The organism is Pseudomonas flavocrustae, from assembly GCF_029872515.1.
Classification (GTDB): Bacteria; Pseudomonadota; Gammaproteobacteria; order Pseudomonadales; family Pseudomonadaceae; genus Chryseomonas; species Chryseomonas aestiva.
Map to the genome: position 1 here is coordinate 23,922 of NZ_JAPDIQ010000014.1, position 18,261 is coordinate 42,182.

The window sequence follows — 18,261 nt, forward strand, 5'->3', positions numbered from 1 at the left end:
AAGGATACCTCCGGCGCCGCGCGCCTGATCCTGGCGCCGTGCCTTTCTTGTAATAGATGCTTGCCGGCTCGCTCAGCCCTGCAATCGCGTCGGGAGCGGCGTGGCAGGGCCCTTGGCAGATTCGTGCCAGCCCTCGGACAACAGAAAGCTGAAACGTTTCACCCAATGGGACTGGAACGTTACTCGATAATCGCCGATCCTTGAAGCACAACACACAATAAAGACCGTCTCGCCAGCGCCGTACAGCGCCAGGCCATTCAGGTCCCATGAGGAACAGGCGTGAAACTCAGCGACATCGCCCAATTGGCCGGCGTATCCCTCACCACCGCCAGCTACGTCATCAACGGCAAGGCGGCGCAAAGACGCATCAGCGCGGCGACCGTGGCGCGGGTCATGGCCGTGGTCGAAGCCCACGGCTACCAGCCCGACCAGCGCGCCGCAGGCCTGCGCCGTGGTGCCACCCACACCCTGGGCTTCCTGCTGCCCGACCTGGAGAACCCCAGCTATGCGCGCCTGGCCAAGCAGCTGGAACGCCGGGCACGGGCGCGTGGCTATCAGCTGCTGATCGCCTGCACCGACGACAATCCCGACAGCGAACGCCAGCTGATCGCGCTGTTTCGCGCGCGCCGCTGCGACGGCCTGTTCACCGCCAGCAGCCTGGCCGAGGACGACGCCCCGTACCGCCAGCTGCAGGAACACAACATCCCGATCATCGCCATCGATCGCCAGCTCGATCCGGCGCAATTCTGCTCGGTGGTCAGCGACGACCACACCGCCGGCCGGCAACTGGCGGCCACGCTGCTGACACCGAACACCCACAGCATCGCGCTGATCGGCGCCCGTCCCGACCTGGCCATCAGCCGCGCCCGCGCCGCCGGCTTCGCCGCGGCCCTCGCCGACCACCCGGCGCGCCACCGGGAGCGGCATGCACCCCACTACAGCCGGGAAGGCGGTCGCGCCCAGGCGCTGGCCATGATCGAAGAACTCGGCCACTGGCCCGAGGCGCTGCTGACCACCTCCTACGTCCTGCTGCAAGGCGTGCTGGATGTGCTGCGCGATCATCCACTGGCCGCAGGCGACACCCTGCGCCTGGCCACCTTCGGCGATACCCAGTTGCTGGACTATCTGCCGTTCAAGGTCAACGCCATCTCCCAGCAGCACGAGGTCATCACCGAGCGGGCCCTGGAGCTGATGCTGGACGCCCTGGAAAACGATCACTACCTGCCCGGTGTGCAGGCCATCCCGAGGGTGCTCAAACGCCGCCTGCCATGAGCCTGCTGATCGATACCCACAACCATCTGGACTACCCGGACTTCGACGCCGCGCGACCGGGCCTGCTGGCCGAATGCGCGCGACTCGGGGTGATCCGCCAGGTGCTGATCGGCGTCGAGCGCAGCCAGTGGCCGCAACTTTGGCGGGTTGCCACGGAAAACACCGGCCTCCATGCGGCGCCCGGCCTGCATCCGCTGTACCTGCAGCGCCATCAGGAGGCCGATATCGAGGCGCTCCGGACCTTCTGCCTGGAACGCCGGAGCGATCCCCGCCTCTGCGCCCTGGGCGAGATCGGTCTGGACTATTTCATCGAGACGCCGGACAAGACGCGCCAGGCCTGGTTCTTCGAACAGCAGGTGCGCCTGGCCATGGAGCTGGACCTGCCGGTACTGCTGCACGTGCGCCGCGCCCATGCCGATGTGGTCAGGATCCTGAAGCGTCTCAAGCCACCCCGAGCCGGCATCGCCCACGCCTTTTCCGGCAGCTATGAAGAAGCTCGCGAATACCTGCGCCTGGGCTTCAAGATCGGGCTGGGCGGCGCGCCCACCTGGCCGCAGGCGAAAAGACTGCAGCGGGTACTGCCACAGTTGCCGCTGGAGGGCATCGTGCTGGAGACCGATGCGCCCGACATGCCACCCGCCATGCATCCGGACGTGCGCAACAGCCCTACCCACCTGCCGGCCATCTGCGCCGCCCTGGCGCCGCTGTGGCAGGTTTCGGCCGAGACACTCGCGGCGACCACTACGCGTAATGCCTGCGCGGTGTTCGGCTGGGACGCGGACCAGCTGGCCTAGACGTCGCCGTCCTGCAACTCGGCGTGCAGACGCTGCCAGTCGAACGCCGGTCCCGGATCGGTCTTGCGGCCCGGGGCGATAGCGCTGTGGCCCTGGATGCGCTCGGCGCTGATCGCCGGATAGGCGCGCTGCAGCGCCCGCGTCAGCCGCCCCAGGGCAAGATACTGGGCGTCGGTGTAGGCCAGGTCGTCCGTGCCTTCCAGTTCGATGCCCAGGGAGAAGTCGTTGCAGTTCTCGCGCCCGTCGAAGCAGGAGATACCGGCATGCCAGGCGCGCTGCTCGCAGGAGACGAACTGGGTCACCGCCCCGTCGCGCTCGATGAGAAAGTGCGCCGCCACCTTCAGTTCGGCGATCTCCGCGAAGAAGGGATGGGCCGAATGATCCAGGCAATTCTGGAAGAACGCCTGGACGCAGCCGGTGCCGAATTGCCCGGGCGGCAGGCTGATGTTGTGGATCACCAGCAGGGACACCACCGTCCCTGCCGGGCGTTCGTTGTGGTTGGGCGAAGGACAGCGGCGCGCCTCGCGATACCAGCCCTCGACGAACGCCCGCTCCATCAGCGGGCCTTGGCCTTGAGCGCGTCGCGCAGCGCGGTGGCGTCGCTGAATTCGCGCTGGCTGACGAAGCGGCCATGATCGAGGGTCACCCAGAGCACCTTGTCGGCAGCGCCCGGAAAGCGCGGCACGATCCGCGATTCGCGATCGAGCAGGATTCGGTAGCCGTACTTGCGCATGGCCGGTACGGCGAACATCCGCGTGATGGCCGCCGGCATGCTGCTGATATCGGCGATGTAGGCCACCCGGCTGCCGTCGATATAGTTCGCCGGCTGCTCGCGCATGGCTTCCTTGACCAGGCCGGAGCCGCTCATGCTGCGCGCCACCAGCAGGACCTGCAGCTGGTCGTCGAAGGTATAGGGCTGGTCACGCTGATCGAGCAGGGTGAAGGGCGCCACCCGCTCGCCGGGTTCGAGTGCCAGGGCGGTCAGGGGCAGCAGCAGACACGACAGCAACAACGCCAGAACTCCAGCGCGCATGGCATCCTCTCTTGAAAGGTCTATCGAGGCCGCTATCCTGCCCTACCGCTCGAATTGGCACCACCATCGCGTCAAGGAGCCCCATGATCCCGCTCAAAGAACTGCTCGCCCAGGTCCCCCAGTCCGGCGAGGTGCGCTGGATCGGCGTGCGACCCGCCTCCCGTGCGCCCATGGTCGAGATCGAGGCCGTGGAAGCCCGGCGTGACGCGGGCCTGACCGGCGATCACGCCCGCCCTACCCCGCGCAACCAGCGCCAGGTCACCCTCATCCAGTGGGAACACCTGCCGGTGGTGGCCGCGCTGATCGGCAAGACGGTCGCACCCGCCGATCTGCGCCGCAATCTGGCCATCGCCGGGATCAATCTGTTCAGCCTGAAGAACCGGCGCTTTCGCATCGGCCAGGCGATCCTGGAGACCACGGGCTGGTGCCAGCCCTGCGCGCGCCTGGAAGAACGCCTGGGCCCGGGGACCTTCCAGGCCGTGCGCGGCCATGGCGGCCTCACGACCCGGGTGCTGGAAAGCGGCATCATCCGCCTGGGCGATCGGGTGGAGGTCCTGGATTGACCCCAGTTTCTCCAGGGTCGAATGGCCGGGTCAGCCCGGTTAAACTAGCGCTACCTCTCGTCGCCGCAGACATCCTTGCCAGAGCAGATGCACGCCGCCTCCCTTGAAAGTCACGACTTTTCGCCCATCTTCTCTGCTAGATGGCGCGACTATCGCGCGTTGCGACGACCCCCAGATATCTACCGACCCGGGACTGCGCCCGCTTGCGGCGACGCGCCCGGTCCGGCCCCCGCTTTCCTTCTCCATGAGTGCTCTCCATGACCCATCGCATCGTTATCGTCGGCGGCGGCGCCGGCGGCCTGGAACTGGCTACCCGCCTGGGACGCAGCCTCGGCAAGCGCGACCAGGCGCAGATCGTGCTGATCGACGCCAACGCTACCCACCTGTGGAAACCGCTACTGCACGAGGTGGCCGCCGGCTCGCTCAATTCCACCGAGGACGAACTCAGCTATGTCGCCCAGGCCAAGTGGAACCACTTCGAATTCCAGTTCGGACGCATGACCGGCCTGGATCGCGAGCGCCGCAAGGTGCAGCTGGCCGCGATCGAGGACGACGGCGCCGTCCTGGTTCCGGAACGGGAGATCGGCTACGACTCCCTGGTGCTGGCCATCGGCAGTACCACCAACGACTTCGGTACGCCAGGCGCTGCGGAAAACTGCATCTTCCTCGACACCCGAGCCCAGGCCGAACGCTTCCACCGCAAGCTGCTGACCCACTACCTGCGCGCCCACGTCAGCGAGCAGCCGGGTGAATACATCGAGGTGGCCATTGTCGGCGCCGGTGCTACCGGCGTGGAATTGGCGGCCGAATTGCGCAACGCCGCCGAAGAGTTGCAAGCCTACGGCATGGACCGCATCCGTCCCGAAGACCTGCGCATCACCCTCGTCGAGGCCGGTCCACGCATCCTGCCGGCGCTGCCCGAGCGGATCGCCGGCCAGGCGCACCGCACCCTGGAGAAACTCGGCGTACGGGTGCTGACCGGTTCGGCGGTCAAGGAAGTCCGCGCCGACGGCCTGCAGACCGCAGGCGAATTCGTTCCGGCCAGTCTCAAGGTCTGGGCCGCCGGTATCCGCGCCCCGGCCTTTCTCAAGGACCTGGCGGGCCTCGAGACCAATCGCATCAACCAGCTGGTGGTCAACTCGACGCTGCAGACCACCCGCGACCCGAACGTCTTCGCCCTCGGCGACTGCGCGGCCTGCCCCCTGACCCCCGGCGACACCCGTACCGTGCCACCGCGCGCCCAGTCCGCCCACCAGCAGGCCTCGCTGCTGGTCAAGACCTTCAAGGCGCGCCTGGAAGGCAAGCCGCTGCCCGACTATGTCTACAAGGACTACGGCTCGCTGATCTCGCTGTCGCGCTTCAGCGCGGTGGGCAATCTCATGGGCGGCGCCCTCGGCAGCCTGACCCTGGAAGGCTGGCTGGCGCGGACCTTCTATGTGTCGCTCTACCGGATGCACCAAGTCGCCCTCTATGGCCCGCTGCGTGCCCTGGCGCTGTTTGCCGGCGATCACCTGAGACGCAAGACCGAGCCGCGCCTGAAGCTGCACTAGGCCCCTGGTCTGGGCATAAAAAAAGCCGTCCTCAGGGACGGCTTTTTTTATGCCTTGCGCAAAGCACTCAGGACAGCGACTGACCGCGCAGATTGCCGATCACCGAAGTCATGGCCCGGTCGAACAGCAGGGCATCGTCCAGCAGCCGTACCCGACCCTCCTGGTAATCCAGCGCCAGTTCCTCGCGGGTCCGGTCCAGCACCTTCATGCCGGTCCGATTGACGAACACCAGGCGGCCCATGGGGCGGATGACCGCGGCCAGCTTGCAGCGCAGCTTCTGCTCGACATCCTGGATTTCCAACCAGGCGCCTACCGAGAGGACATCCACCCACTCCAGGGAGTCGCTGGTCAGTCCGGTGATCCGCTCAGCCGCGCGCGGCAGCTCGAAGGGCTCGTCGACAGGCACCGACGCCGGCACCACGACCGCCGTATCCGCCGCCGCATCCGCCAGTTCGGGACGGGTCTGCTGAAAGGTCTGGACGTGCAGGGACTCGAGCTCGGTGAAGAATTCGGAGGTGGAAAAGGGATCGAAGGCCGCGCTGGCCAGGCCTTCCCGCAGTGCCTTGAGCAGGCCGGGCACCATTTCCAGCAGGCGCTGGCGCGATGCGACGTCGTGGTGCGGCTGGATGCTCCAGATCAGATCATCCATGGTCTTGAGGGCTGCGCGCCATTCGCTGGAATCATAGCCCTGCTTCAGGCAGGTCAGCAGCAGCACCTGGCTCCAGGCCTCGCGCAGGACACGTTGCACGGCAGCGGGCAACGGGTGCTCCTGCAGGCGCTGGCTGAGCACGTGCTCGACCTGCAAGCGAGCGATCTCGGCGCGCGCCCGGCCTTCCTCGGCATCACGGGTGCGCTGTTCGAGCAGCTCACTGCGCCGCTGCTCGTCGCTGACATAGGCCATGAAGTCGGCCAGCAGCTCGGCGAAGATCTCCGGATCGTCGACGAAGTCGGACAGCAGGCGCTGCACGATCTGCTCGATCTTCTGATACAGGCCGTCGCGCTGCAGGTCGCTCTGCTCGCCCCAGCCCAGGGAAGCGGCGGCGATCTCGTTGAGCAGTCGCCGGGCCGGATGGCTGCCACGGCTGAAAAAGGTCTTGTCGAGGACCGCGACCTTCAGCATGGGAATCTGCAGGCGAGCGATCAGTGCCTTGAGCGAATCCGGCAGGGTGAGGTCGTCGAGAATGAATTCGAACAGCATCGCCACCAGGTTGATGACGTCTTCGTCGACCTGCCCCACCACGCGCTTTCGACCCGAGCGCTCGCTGATGCGGCCCAGGGCCACACCCAGTTGCGCCTTGAGGTCGTAGCCATCCAGGGACTGACTGGATATCTGCTGCTGCAGGTGGGACAGCAGACGCATGAGGTCATAGCTGGTGATGACCTGGCCATCACCGGTCGCGGCGCCTTCATCTGCGGTCATGGCGCCACCCAGGGCCGCACTGGTCGGCGTCCGCAGCTGGGCCAGCAGGCCCTGCAGGGTGCCGAAGAGTTCCTGACCGTCGTCTTCGCTGTTGACGTGGGCCGGGGTGCGTCCGCTGTAGCCCTTGGCCGAGCGGCTCGGCACCTGCTGGGGAATGGCCTTGAGCTGGGGCAGTACGCCCGCCTCGACCAGCTGACGATTGGATTCCGCATACAGCTGACCCAGCCCGTTGAGCACGAAGCGCTCGAACAGCTTGTAGATGATCAGCTTGACCTTGATGTCGGTGTCGAGATCACGACAGGCTTCGACGAAGGCCTCGCACAGGCGGCGCGGCCCCAGCGGATGAGTCGAATCGTCCAGCTTGCTCGACAGCTGGGTATTGAACCTGATGGTCAGGTGGCTGATGGCCATGGCGTTGTTGCTGAGGGCCTTGGCCACCATGGTGTCCACGGCGACGCTCTCTTCCAGCGCATCGTTCTGCACCAGACTGAGGTCTTCGTAGGAAACGCTGTCCAGGCGCATCTCCGGCTTGCTGCCAACCAGGTTGTTCAGCGCCGCGAAGCGCTCGAAATACTGCTGGAGAAAGCTGCGCTCGATGCTCTTGCGCCGGAGGCGCAGATCACGCATCGCTTCGAAGTAGAGACTCTGTTCCTGGTTGCTGCCGGCCCGATCGGCCATCTCAAACAGCGCATCGTCGGCGTTGTCGAACAGCTGCTGCAAGGACGCATTGAGTCGCTGAGCGGCGCGATCCCTGACCGGTAAAAGCACTGCGGGCAATCGGGAAGAAGATTCCCCGAGCGCCTTGAAATGAACTACGTTTACGTCGTTCTGCACCACCGCCTCCCACAACCGTTCTTGCGTTCGGCTGAATCGCGTTCCACTACAGGAGCATTGAACAACGTTGGCCGCCCTGGCCGCGAGGTGAAACGTTGTCGATGTGCCATTATTTGCTTTGCCAAGGCATCGACCAATCGACATCTGCACAGTACATGACAGGGTTCACAAGGCACCTGTCAGTCAGCGCCTGCCCTTCAAATAATTCGACGTTGTCTATCTCAGATCGTCAACCTCCCCTAAAGTTGCCCGCTCGCCTCCCGCAGCCCTTCTCGGAGTTTTTTCATGTCCAGCGCTACCCCTGCCGATCTCGCCCAGGTCATCACTGACAATGTCGCCGCCGCACTGCGCGAAGACGTCGGCAGTGGCGACCTCACGGCCGGTCTGATCCCCGCTCATCAGCACGCCCGGGCGCGGATCATCACCCGCGAAGCCGCGGTGGTGTCAGGCACGGCCTGGGTCGACGAGGTGTTCCGGGTGCTGGATCCCGCAGTGGAAGTCCGCTGGCAGGTGACCGATGGCGAGCGGGTCGCAGCGGACCAGGTGCTGTTCGAACTCGCGGGTCCCGCGCGCGCCCTGCTCACCGGCGAGCGCAGCGCGCTGAATTTCCTGCAACTGCTGTCCGGCACCGCCACCCGCTGCCGCCACTATGCCGACCTGGTGCAGGACACCGCCGTAAGGCTGCTGGATACCCGCAAGACCCTGCCCGGCCTGCGCCGTGCCCAGAAATACGCGGTCACCTGCGGCGGCTGCTACAACCATAGAATCGGGCTGTTCGACGCCTTCCTGATCAAGGAAAACCACATCACCGCCTGCGGCGGCATCGCCCAGGCCGTGGCCGCCGCCCGGCAACTGGCGCCGGGGCGTCCGGTGGAAGTCGAGGTGGAAGATCTGCGGGAGCTGGAACAGGCCCTGAGCGCCGGCGCGGACATCGTCATGCTGGACGAGCTGAGTCTGGCCGACATGCGCACGGCGGTGGCCCTGACCGCGGGCCGGGCCAAGCTGGAAGCCTCGGGCGGCGTCAACCAGGACACCCTGCTCGACATCGCCCAGACCGGTGTCGACTACATCTCCATCGGCACCCTGACCAAGGACGTCAAGGCCGTCGACCTGTCCATGCGCATCCTGAACTGAGCGGGATAGGCAAAGTGCCGCGCGGCGGCTAGACTCCGCAGCCGCGCCTCTTGCGCACCGGCTTCGAGCGGTCCTGACGACCGCTCGCCTCTCGCGACACTCGAACAAGATCGAACCCGTGACCAAAGATCAACTTCGCGCTGAACTGGAACGCCAGGCCCAGCGCTATCAGGATGTCTACGGTGGCGAAATCGTCACCTACGCCGCGCAACCCAAACCCGACCGCAAGCCCTGGAAGAAACGGCCGACCGTGCAGGACGAGGTGTTCGCCTCGGAAGTGCGCAAGATCGCCGATCTCAAGGCCAAAGCCAGCGACGAGTCCATCACTCAGGACACCTGAGGCGAGTCTTCAGCCGCGCTGTCCGGAGCGTCCGCCACGCCGTCTTCGTCGCCTTGCCGTGCCTGCAGTTGCCGCCAGAGCGCCGCGGCGGCAGTGAAGTCGGCGCCGCCGTCGAGAGTCATCGCCTGCAGGTCGTAGCGGGCCAGGCAACCTTCGCCCAGACGGGGTGGCTGCTCCGCGGTACCGGGAGCAGCCGCCGGGGAGTCGCTGTCAGTCGAAGATGACGGTCTTGTTGCCATGGACCATGACCCGCTCTTGCAGGTGGTATCTCAGACCGCGGGACAGCACCATCTTCTCGACGTCCTTGCCCAGCCGCACCATGTCCTCGACATTGTCCCGGTGGCTGACGCGCTCCACGTCCTGCTCGATGATCGGACCGGCATCCAGCTCTTCGGTCACGTAGTGGCAGGTGGCGCCGATCAGCTTGACGCCGCGCAGCGACGCCTGGTGATAGGGCTTGGCGCCGACGAAGGACGGCAGGAAGCTGTGGTGGATGTTGATCACCTGGTGGGCATAGCGCGCGCAGAGATCCGGCGGCAGGATCTGCATGTAGCGCGCCAGGACCACGGTATCGGCCTGGTGCAGATCGATCAGCCGCGATACCTCGTCGAAAGCCGGCTGCTTGTTGGCAGGATCGACCGGCACGTGGAAGAAGGGAATGCCGTGCCACTCGACCATGCTGCGCAGGGTGTCGTGGTTGGAGATGACGCAGGGGATCTCGCAGTCCAGCTCGCCGCTGTGCCAGCGGTGCAGCAGGTCGGCCAGGCAGTGGGATTCGCGACTGGCCATGAGCACCACGCGCTTGCGCTGGGCCGAATCGGTGATCCGCCACTGCATGGAGAATTCCCGCGCGATGGGCGCGAAGGCCTGACTGAAGCCGGCCAGATCGAAGGGCAGTGAATCCGCGCGGATCTCATGGCGCATGAAGAACCAGCCACTCTCCGTATCCGAGTGATGACTCGCTTCGGTAATCCAGCCGTTATAGGTCGCCAGGAAGTTGCTGACCTTGGCCACGATACCTACCCCGTCCGGACAGGCGATCACCAGACGAAACGTTTGCATAGCACAACCTCGAACGAAAAGGGGCTGCATTCTAGGCGCAGTCGCCTGCAGCGTCGAGCGGCGCAAGGTGCCACGGCGCGCGCCTGTACGGCGTGGGTAAAGACTTTGCAAAGGACAAGTAAGGACCGACAAGTTCCACTGCCGCCCTGCTGAAAGTTGCGCGACTTTTACCAACATCATTGTTGCGACGGACGCCGCCTTAATTATCGGGCTGTCATGCGGACAGTTTACTTATTCCAATAGCCAATCTATGATCGATGCAGAATTTCATCTCTGCATCACTCAGAACAAAGGCCGTTTATGTCGCTCATCAACGAATATCGCCAGACCGAAGAAGCCATCAAGGAATTGCAGGAGCGCCTGAAGTCGCTGCAAGAGGACGACAAACTGCAGCGCGAGCTGGAGTTCGAGAAGAAACTTCGCGCACTGATGGGTGAGTATCAGAAATCCCTGCGTGACATCATCGGCATTCTCGATACCGAAGCCAAGCCCGCTCGCCAGACCCGAACTCCCAAGGCCAGCAATGGCAGTAAGCCCAAGCGCGCCCGTAAAGTTAAGCAATACAAGAATCCGCACAATGGCGAAGTGATTGAAACCAAGGGTGGCAATCACAAGACGCTGAAAGAGTGGAAAGCCAAGTGGGGTTCGGACGACGTCGAGTCCTGGGTAACCCTGCTGGATTGATCAGAAAAACGCCGGCCAGTCGGCGTTTTTTTTGCCTGCACGGCAAAGGATTGCGCAACCGGCCAACCCCAAACACCGACTGCCAGCTTCAAGACTCCGCTGACACGACCGTTCACCGCGTCTTTCATATTGCCCAAGCAACATCTTTCTCAGCTGAAGCTGCGGTCCTTGGCCGCGGCACCTTTGGCTGTGCACGTCTTTTCTGTTAGCAGACGTCTCTAACGACCTTTGTTGTTCGCGACTTCAGGCAACAGGATTATCCAACCGCTGCATCAACGCCCGAACATGGGCGGACCAGGCCTCGAGAATCGGTACCCGCTCGCTGGCCACCTCAGGCTGCAGTTGTTCGGCCAGGGTAATGAACTGCGTGCAGGTCATATGGCCTTGACCTTCTTCACCCAGCAGGCGCTGCCGGCAGAATTGTCGCCAGCGCGCCCCCTCTTCCGCGGTCAGCAACTCGGGAAAGTTGCGCGCACGATAGCGAAAGAACAGCTCCGGATGTCGCTCGTCCTGAAAAGGCCAGGGCCGGCTGCCAAGTTGCTCTGCCGGACACTGCTGAACCTGTTCGCAGAGTTGCCGTTCTTCGGCGGCAATGAAACCGTCGTACAGCCTCTCTTCGGCATCCTGTTCCTGGGTGACAAAACCGGAGGCCTCGGCATAGAGCGCCTGCACCTTGGGTTGCCAGATCGCACGCTGGTCGAGCAATTGGCGGGCGCGGCGCCAGACGGCGGCCTGATCGAATTGCAGCCGCTCCGTGTCCGCAGGGCGCAAGACGCTGAAGGGCGCCAGAATCGGACACTTGTTGATCTGTACCAGCTTCAGCGGCACCGGGAGGTCACCCTCGGCCAGCGCCTCCCGCCGGGTATAGAGGCGTTCGCGCAGGGTCTCGACATCCAGTTCCAGCAGCGGCTCCGGCGCCAGGCCGAGATCGCAGACGATCAGCGCGTTGCGATTGACCGGATGCCAGGCCAGCGGCAGCACGGGTGCGAGAAAGTGTCGCTCGGCGCTGAAGCGTCCGGAGACGTGCAACAGGGGTTCGAGCAGACGGATGCGCGCCAGCGCCGCCTTCTTCTGGCGCTGCGTCCAGAGATAGTCGTAGAGCCTTGGTTGCCGCTGCTTGACCAGACGCGCCAGGGCCAGGGTTGCGCGAACATCCGCCAGGGCGTCGTGGGCCTGGGCGTGCTCGATGCCATTGGCGACGGTCAGGCGATCCAGGCGCAGGGAGACGCGCTCAGCGTCCTGCGGCCAGTTCAGGCTTTCCGGGCGGAAGGCATAGAGCGCCCGGATCAGGCCGAGCACATCCCAGCGACTGTTGCCCTGCTGCCATTCGCGGGCATAGGGATCGTGGAAGTTGCGGTACAGGCTGTGCCGTACCATTTCGTCGTCGAATCTCAGGTTGTTGTAGCCGACCGCGCAGGTGTTGGGACGCCGCAACTCCTCGTGGAGGCGCTGGACGAAGTCGCGCTCACGCAGCCCCAGCCGCTGCAGGGTGGCCGGCAGGATACCGGTTACCAGGCAGGCCGCGGGATGGGGCAGGACATCCTCGCTCAGTTGGCAATGCAGGTTGAGCGGCGCCTCGATTTCGTTGAGCTCCAGATCGGTACGCACCCCGGCCACCTGCAGCGGTCGATCCCGCCGTGGATCGATCCCTGTGGTCTCGAAGTCGTACCAGAAGATACTTTGCGTCACACCGCCCTCCCCTAGAATCGGCGCAGTCTAGCATCGTCGTGCGCCTTGCTCCCGAGCGCCCGCACCCGCTAGGCTCTGATGCCTGTCTACCGCGTATTCTCTCTACCCATGCGTTCAGTCGATCGGCTCTCCCTTCGCTTCAGGTGCCGGGGTATCGGCGTACGCCTGGGCGCCGCCGTCTGGGCGTTGACCCTGTCCCTGGCCTGCCTCGCGCAGCAGGAGCCGCTGTCCTGCCCCCTGCCGCCGCAGTCCGACAGCGGCCCGGGCAGCCTGCGCCTGACCCATCAGGGGCTCGACAGCCGGAAGGCGCGGCAGACCGCCACCCAACTCGCCGCGACCACCCGCGGCACCGATCCCCAGGCGCTGGCCGCGGCCTACCTGCAGCATTTCGGCAGTCGGGTGCGGCACGGCCAAGCCGAGCAACTCGCCGAGCTGCCGGCCGGGGACGTCAGGTTCTGGCTGGCCGGCAATCCGCCCCTGGCGGAGACTCAGGCGCAGACGCTGCTGGACTGGGTCGAGGCGGGCGGCCATCTGGTGGCCGTCGCCGATGACAGCACTCTGGCGCTCAGCGTGACCCTGGGCGTTCGTCCCATGCCGACCCGCGAGCTGGGGGGTGCCGCCCCACCCATCATGGCGCTGCCGCTCTGGCCCAACCTGACCCAGCTCTATCTCGCCGAGGACGACGCCCCCGCCTACCTCGGCTTCGACGACAGCCGCCATCTGTTCGATGTCGGTGATCAGGCGGTGGCCTGGGCCAGCAGCGCCAGCGCCACCCATATGCTGATGCTGCCCTGGGGCGACGGCAGCGTGACGCTGCTGTCGGACACCGATCTCTGGAGCAACGCCCACCTCGCCAAGTACGACAATGCCTGGCTGCTGTGGTACCTCACCCAGGGCGAGCCGGTGACCCTGATCGCCCCGGCGCCACCGCTCCCCCTGTGGCTGGACGCCTTGCAACGCTATGGCCTGGCCCTGCTGCTCCTGACGCTGGCGGCGGGTCTCTGGCTGAGACGCCGCCAGGACCATCCGGCGCCCCGGCGTGACGCCAGACGCTGGCCCGAACTGATCGCCACCCTGCAGCGCGATATCCAGCGCGAGGTGCGCCGCCGTCGCCCCGAACTCACCGATCAGACTGTGGCCGAGCGCTGGCAATATCTGGCGCGCCTGAGCGGCCTGAGCACCCGTGTGGTGGGCGAGGCGATGCGGCCCAGCCCGGCGCGCCTCTCCACCCGCGACTTCACCCGCCGCATCACCCAGCTGCGCCTGTTGCGTTTGGCCGTGCGCGCCCCCGTTTCCGAGGACTTCCGATGACCGACAGCTCTGCTCCTGACGCCACCCCGGCGGACCCCGGCGAAAGCGGCGTCAAGGCCCGCGCCCTGGCCCGACTGCAGGCCCTGCGACAGGCGCTGCTCAAGGTGCTGCCGCAGCAGGAGGCCGCCGTGGACGGCCTGCTCGCCACCCTGCTGGCCGGCGGTCACCTGCTATTGGAAGGTCCGACCGGCTCCGGCAAGACGCTGCTGGTTCGCGCCCTGGCCGCCAGCCTGGACGCCGGCTTCGCCCGGCTGCAGTGCCATCCGGCCCTGACCCCTGCCGAGGTGGCCGGCGAAATCGTCACGGACGCCGGCAGCGACAGTGCCCGTCTGCGTCGGGGGCCCCTGTTCAACTCCCTGGTCCTGCTCGAAGAGCTGCAGCGGGCTCCGCCAGCGATCCTCAACCTGCTGGACGACGCCCTGCAGGGTCGCCAGCTGAGTCTGGGCGGCCGCCCGGTGCCCCTGCCAGCGCCCTTCATGGTGATCGCTACCCGCTCCTCGAGCAGCGATCTGCCGCTGGCGCTACGGGATCGCTTCCTGGCGCACCTGCGACTGGAGTGGCCGGCAGAGGGCCAGGAGCTCGCCGCCCTGCGCCAGGCTGTCCAGCAGGCTCACGGCGATCCCCTGGAAGCGGCGACCCTGCGCCCGCTGCTGCAGGCGCGGGATCTGCCAGCCCTGCAGCGACTGGTGGCCGGCCTGCCGGTCGCGGAGCCGGTCCTCGAGCATGCCGTGCGCCTGATCCGCCTCACCCGGGAGTGGCCGGCCTTCGAGCAGGGCGCCGGGCCGCGCGCCGGGCAGGCCTTGCTGCGTCTGGCCCAGGCACAGGCTTTCCTGCGGGGTGGCGATAGCGTGACGCCCGAGGATGTGCGCACCCTGCTGCCCGCCGTGCTGCGTCCACGCCTGCGGCTGACCCCAGAGCGCGAATTCGAGGGCGACAGCCTGGATGGCCAGATCCTCAAGCTGCTGGGACAGTGTCCGGCACCGCGCCCATGATCCAGCGCTGGCTGCCCCTGGCGCTGGGCGCCCTGGCTCTGCTCAGCCTGATCCTGGGCTGGCTGGCGCCTCTGTGCTGGCAGGCCCTGCCGGCCGCAGGGGCATCGCTGCTCCTGGGGCTGGCCCTGCTGGAGCGCCGGCACTGGCGAAAGATCCGGGCGAATCCGCTCATCGCGCAGCCAGCCAGGGCACGCCTGCGGGCGAACACGCCTGTGCAACTGCTGATCGCCAGCTCGGGACTGGTAAAGACCGACGGACGCGGAAGCCGCGAACAGGCACTGGGCTTCTGGCAGGCGCTGGCGGCCAGCGGCAATGAACTGCGGCTCTACGGCCTCGATCCCGAGCTGCGCCTGCTGGCGGCGGCCACACCCGCTCGCCCCCTGAAGCCTGATGTCCTTCCGCGGTCGGTCCCAGGCGCGACGGCTGATTTCAAGGCGGCGCTGGCGCGGCTTTGCAGCCAGGCGCGACCCGGCAGTGTCCTGGTGGTTCTGGCGCCACTGGATGAAGCCAGGGTGGCCTGGCTCGGTCGTCTGGATCTGGGCCGACGCGGCCTGCAGCTCTGGCTGGTCGATACCGCGCTGGAGGAGCTGGCAGAGCCCGACGACATCCGTACCTGGCGCGACGCCTGCCGCTATGCCGAGGCCTGGCAGACCAGGATTCAGGGCGAGCGTCTGGCCGCGCGCCTGGAGAGAAGGGGAATCCACTGGCTGCCTGCCAGCGCGACGGCGGATCTGCAGAGCCGCCTGTTGCAGCTATGGAATGCCGACGATCCGGATCAGGCCGCCGACTGAGACAGGCGGCCGAAGGTGAAATAGTGCTGCAGCACGTCGATCAGCTCGGCGAATTCCGCTGGCGGTTCGGCGACGCTGAAACCCGAGTCATAGTTGCCCGGGGTGACATCTTCGTGGCTCCACTGGCAGCGGGCGTCGAAGTCGACGAAGTGCAGCTGACCGTCCTGCCCCGGAATCTTCAGCCGGAGTTCGAAACGCGCATTCACCAGCATGGGCAGTTGGCTGATCATCAGCAACCCCTCGCGGGAGATGTTGCCGATGTAGCCCATGGGCTTGTCGGTGAAGCGGTTGAACACCTTCAGATAGTAGGGCAGTTGGTGGCGCTCGATACGACGATTCTGAGTCATGGTGCGATTCATCCTGCACACGGTAAAGCCACTTTTACCGACAACGTCCTGGAAAGCTCAGCGCTGCGGTAGTTTTCGCACCGGTTGGGGCGTCGCAACGGCCGTTCCGCCATCTAGCCCCAATTGGCGCAGGGTGTCCAGTCGGGCCTGGGCCCGAAAGGCGTATTCGCTGGCCGGAAACCGGACCTGGATGAAACGATAGGTCTGAGCGGCGTCGGCGTACAGCTGCTGCTGCTCGAGACACTGGCCACGCAGCATGGAGAATTCCGGCTGCAGCCAGGGGCGGGCGCGACCCTTGCGCTCGGCCTGGGAGATCTGCAGCAGGGCATTGGTGCAGTCGCCTTCAGCATAGGACTTGTAGGCGGCGTCGAGATAGGAATTCATCGAAACGCTGGTGCAGCCGGTCAGGCCGAACAGCAGGAACAGGCAGAGATAAGGGCGCATGGAAAGTCCTCCTGTTCGCTAGATCGGCGCCGGGGCGCGCTTCTTGAGGGCAAACGACCATTGGTGTGACGGAGCTGCGAAAAGCCGTCATGTGCTGGCCACGCGACAGCGCTACAATGAGGTGCGCTTCGTGTTCTACGTCGACTCGGCGCTGAGGCGCCGACTCATGGTTGCAATCCGCTAAAGGAAAGACTGCATGATTTATCGCCGTACCAAGATCGTCGCCACCCTCGGCCCGGCCAGCAATTCTCCGGAAGTCCTCGAGCAGCTCATCATCGCCGGCATCGACGTCGCCCGCCTGAACTTCTCGCATGGAACGCCCGACGAGCACCGGGCCCGTGGTCAGCTGGTACGGGATCTCGCCGCCAAGCACGGTCGCCATGTCGCCCTGCTCGGCGACCTCCAGGGTCCGAAGATCCGCATCGCCAAGTTCGTCAACAAGCGCATCGAACTCAAGGTCGGCGATCCCTTCCGCCTGTCCATCGCCCATCCCCGCACCGAAGGCACCGAAGAAGTGGTCGGCATCGACTACCCGGGCCTGGTCACCGACTGCCGCGTGGGTGACGAACTGCTGCTGGACGATGGCCGCGTGGTCCTGCGCGTGGAAGGCATGACCGCCACCGAATTGCATTGCACCACCCTGATCGGCGGCCCGCTGTCCGATCACAAGGGCATCAACCGGCGTGGCGGCGGTCTCACCGCCCCTGCGCTGACCGACAAGGACCGGGACGACATCAAGCTGGCCGCCTCCATGGAGGTCGACTACCTGGCCGTGTCCTTCCCGCGTGATGCCGAAGACATGCACGAAGCCCGTCGCCTGATGGAAGCCGCCGGTGGCAAGTCCTGGCTGGTGGCCAAGATCGAGCGCGCCGAAGCCGTGGCCGACGACGAAGCCCTGGACGGCCTGATCCATGCCAGTGACGCCGTGATGGTGGCCCGGGGCGACCTGGGCGTGGAAATCGGTGATGCCGAACTGGTGGGCATCCAGAAGCGCATCATTTCCCACGCCCGGCGCCTCAACAAGGCGGTGATCACCGCGACCCAGATGATGGAGTCGATGATCAGCAGCCCGATGCCGACCCGTGCGGAAGTCTCCGACGTGGCCAACGCCGTGCTGGACAACACCGACGCGGTGATGCTCTCCGCCGAGAGCGCCGCCGGCCAGTACCCGGTGGAAGCGGTCAAGGCCATGGCGCGCGTCTGCGTCGGTGCCGAGAAGCAGCCCACCAGCAAGCTGTCCAGCCACCGCCTGGGCCATACCTTCACCCGGTGGGACGAGAGTATCGCCCTGGCCTCCATCTACGTGGCCAACCACTTCCCGGGCGTGAAGGCGATCATCAGTCTGACCGACACCGGTTACACCCCGCTGATCATGTCGCGCCTGCGCTCCTCGGTGCCGATCTTCTCCTTCGCCTCCAGCCGCGCCACCCAGGCCCGCACCGCGCTGTTCCGCAACGTGCACACCATCCCCTTCGACCCGACCACCATGCCGGCGAACAAGGTGAGCCAGGCGGCGGTGGACGAGCTGCTCAAGCGCGGCATCGTCGAGCACGGTGACTGGGTCATCCTCACCAAGGGCGACAGCTACACCAAGCGTGACGGCACCAACACCATGAAGATGTACCGCGTGGGCGATCTGCTGGTCTGATCCCTGCCGCCGGTCCTTGACCGGTGCTGACGAAAAGCCCCGAACAGGCGACTGCTCGGGGCTTTTTCTTGGGCGCGGGTGGCACCTAAAGGGCAGCGCTAGAGACCCTTGAAGGCGAGGTAGGCCAGATGCAAGGCCGCCGCACCCAGCACGCCCAGGCTACAGACGATGAGGATGCCACGCTGCAGCGAGCGCAAGCGCCCCTCACGGCGGGCCGCCAGGCGCGTGGCATCGAGCAGCGCAACGTTGGCCAACGGTGATTCACGCATCGTTTCGCTCCCCCGGCCCATTAATGCACTATATTCTCATTCTCACATAGATCAAGGGAGTCCGACGAGCGTCTGCCGGACTGT

General features: G+C 65.8%; 20 protein-coding genes. 11 read left to right on the top strand and 9 right to left on the bottom strand.

The features are described 5' to 3' along the window. Positions 1 to 279 precede the first annotated feature (279 nt). Together cra and OMP44_RS22655 are read left to right on the top strand one after the other, a co-directional pair. The gene (gene cra, locus OMP44_RS22650; protein ID WP_280311402.1) at positions 280 to 1,272 is read left to right on the top strand and encodes a catabolite repressor/activator; all 993 of its coding nucleotides are present in this window, start codon (positions 280 to 282) and stop codon (positions 1,270 to 1,272) included. Then, positions 1,269 to 2,066 (top strand): TatD family hydrolase, encoded by a 798-nt coding sequence (locus OMP44_RS22655; RefSeq protein WP_280311403.1) that lies wholly within the window; start codon positions 1,269 to 1,271, stop codon positions 2,064 to 2,066. Before cra ends, OMP44_RS22655 begins: the two co-directional genes overlap by 4 nt. Here OMP44_RS22655 and ampD read toward each other — a convergent pair. Further along, on the bottom strand, positions 2,063 to 2,623 hold the full coding sequence (ampD, locus tag OMP44_RS22660; protein ID WP_280311404.1) for a 1,6-anhydro-N-acetylmuramyl-L-alanine amidase AmpD: 561 nt from the start codon (positions 2,621 to 2,623) through the stop codon (positions 2,063 to 2,065). The two genes, OMP44_RS22655 and ampD, sit on opposite strands and share 4 nt — an antisense overlap. Next, entirely contained in the window at positions 2,623 to 3,099 is a 477-nt protein-coding gene (locus OMP44_RS22665; protein ID WP_133862524.1) for an FAD/FMN-containing dehydrogenase, read from the bottom strand. The genes ampD and OMP44_RS22665 overlap by 1 nt, the downstream gene beginning before the upstream one ends. 83 nt (positions 3,100 to 3,182) lie before the next feature. Here OMP44_RS22665 and OMP44_RS22670 point away from each other — a divergent pair, with 83 nt between their 5' ends. Next, positions 3,183 to 3,662 carry an MOSC domain-containing protein gene (locus OMP44_RS22670; protein ID WP_187980158.1) on the top strand — a complete coding sequence of 160 codons (480 nt, stop codon included), beginning with the start codon at positions 3,183 to 3,185 and terminating at the stop codon, positions 3,660 to 3,662. A gap of 257 nt (positions 3,663 to 3,919) precedes the next feature. After that, the gene (locus tag OMP44_RS22675; protein WP_187980159.1) at positions 3,920 to 5,212 is read left to right on the top strand and encodes an NAD(P)/FAD-dependent oxidoreductase; all 1,293 of its coding nucleotides are present in this window, start codon (positions 3,920 to 3,922) and stop codon (positions 5,210 to 5,212) included. Positions 5,213 to 5,279: 67 nt separating this feature from the next. On the opposite strand, the gene OMP44_RS22680 is transcribed toward OMP44_RS22675, so the two are convergent. After that, the gene (locus OMP44_RS22680) at positions 5,280 to 7,466 is read right to left on the bottom strand and encodes a DUF1631 domain-containing protein (RefSeq protein ID WP_187980160.1); all 2,187 of its coding nucleotides are present in this window, start codon (positions 7,464 to 7,466) and stop codon (positions 5,280 to 5,282) included. 285 nt (positions 7,467 to 7,751) lie between these two features. Between OMP44_RS22680 and nadC the strand changes: the two genes are divergently transcribed. Both nadC and OMP44_RS22690 read left to right on the top strand, forming a co-directional pair. Then, positions 7,752 to 8,600 carry a carboxylating nicotinate-nucleotide diphosphorylase gene (gene nadC / locus OMP44_RS22685; RefSeq protein WP_273861850.1) on the top strand — a complete coding sequence of 283 codons (849 nt, stop codon included), beginning with the start codon at positions 7,752 to 7,754 and terminating at the stop codon, positions 8,598 to 8,600. Positions 8,601 to 8,718: 118 nt separating this feature from the next. Beyond that, positions 8,719 to 8,940 (top strand): hypothetical protein, encoded by a 222-nt coding sequence (locus OMP44_RS22690; RefSeq protein ID WP_133862529.1) that lies wholly within the window; start codon positions 8,719 to 8,721, stop codon positions 8,938 to 8,940. Here OMP44_RS22690 and OMP44_RS22695 read toward each other — a convergent pair. Both OMP44_RS22695 and purU read right to left on the bottom strand, forming a co-directional pair. Next, positions 8,928 to 9,179, bottom strand: a complete 252-nt coding sequence (locus tag OMP44_RS22695; protein WP_187981396.1) for a hypothetical protein — start codon at positions 9,177 to 9,179, stop codon at positions 8,928 to 8,930. The two genes, OMP44_RS22690 and OMP44_RS22695, sit on opposite strands and share 13 nt — an antisense overlap. Next, the gene (gene purU, locus OMP44_RS22700) at positions 9,151 to 10,002 is read right to left on the bottom strand and encodes a formyltetrahydrofolate deformylase (RefSeq protein ID WP_133862531.1); all 852 of its coding nucleotides are present in this window, start codon (positions 10,000 to 10,002) and stop codon (positions 9,151 to 9,153) included. The genes OMP44_RS22695 and purU overlap by 29 nt, the downstream gene beginning before the upstream one ends. Before the next feature lie 300 nt (positions 10,003 to 10,302). Here purU and mvaT point away from each other — a divergent pair, with 300 nt between their 5' ends. Next, positions 10,303 to 10,686 (top strand): histone-like nucleoid-structuring protein MvaT, encoded by a 384-nt coding sequence (mvaT, locus tag OMP44_RS22705; protein WP_273861849.1) that lies wholly within the window; start codon positions 10,303 to 10,305, stop codon positions 10,684 to 10,686. Between the two features lie 243 nt (positions 10,687 to 10,929). Here mvaT and sbcB read toward each other — a convergent pair whose 3' ends face one another. Further along, entirely contained in the window at positions 10,930 to 12,375 is a 1,446-nt protein-coding gene (gene sbcB / locus OMP44_RS22710; protein WP_280311405.1) for an exodeoxyribonuclease I, read from the bottom strand. Between the two features lie 108 nt (positions 12,376 to 12,483). Between sbcB and OMP44_RS22715 the strand changes: the two genes are divergently transcribed. From OMP44_RS22715 to OMP44_RS22725, 3 genes are read left to right on the top strand one after another with little or no spacing between them, the layout of a single operon-like run. Then, a complete protein-coding gene (locus OMP44_RS22715; protein WP_280311406.1) occupies positions 12,484 to 13,686 on the top strand; it encodes a DUF4350 domain-containing protein in 1,203 nt (400 codons plus the stop codon). Continuing rightward, a complete protein-coding gene (locus OMP44_RS22720) occupies positions 13,683 to 14,678 on the top strand; it encodes an AAA family ATPase (RefSeq protein ID WP_133862534.1) in 996 nt (331 codons plus the stop codon). The genes OMP44_RS22715 and OMP44_RS22720 overlap by 4 nt, the downstream gene beginning before the upstream one ends. Continuing rightward, positions 14,675 to 15,469: a hypothetical protein gene (locus OMP44_RS22725; RefSeq protein WP_280311407.1), complete on the top strand. Its 795-nt coding sequence runs from the start codon at positions 14,675 to 14,677 to the stop codon at positions 15,467 to 15,469. The genes OMP44_RS22720 and OMP44_RS22725 overlap by 4 nt, the downstream gene beginning before the upstream one ends. Here the strand turns inward: OMP44_RS22725 and OMP44_RS22730 are convergent. After that, a complete protein-coding gene (locus OMP44_RS22730; RefSeq protein WP_007162035.1) occupies positions 15,454 to 15,816 on the bottom strand; it encodes a PilZ domain-containing protein in 363 nt (120 codons plus the stop codon). The genes OMP44_RS22725 and OMP44_RS22730 overlap by 16 nt on opposite strands. A 57-nt stretch (positions 15,817 to 15,873) precedes the next feature. Continuing rightward, the gene (locus tag OMP44_RS22735) at positions 15,874 to 16,260 is read right to left on the bottom strand and encodes a tetratricopeptide repeat protein (RefSeq protein ID WP_133862536.1); all 387 of its coding nucleotides are present in this window, start codon (positions 16,258 to 16,260) and stop codon (positions 15,874 to 15,876) included. Between the two features lie 196 nt (positions 16,261 to 16,456). Between OMP44_RS22735 and pyk the strand changes: the two genes are divergently transcribed. Beyond that, a complete protein-coding gene (pyk, locus tag OMP44_RS22740) occupies positions 16,457 to 17,908 on the top strand; it encodes a pyruvate kinase (protein WP_133862537.1) in 1,452 nt (483 codons plus the stop codon). Between the two features lie 98 nt (positions 17,909 to 18,006). Here pyk and OMP44_RS22745 read toward each other — a convergent pair whose 3' ends face one another. Beyond that, complete coding sequence (locus OMP44_RS22745) at positions 18,007 to 18,177, bottom strand: hypothetical protein (RefSeq protein WP_166655937.1); 171 nt, start codon at positions 18,175 to 18,177, stop codon at positions 18,007 to 18,009. Positions 18,178 to 18,261 lie beyond the last annotated feature (84 nt).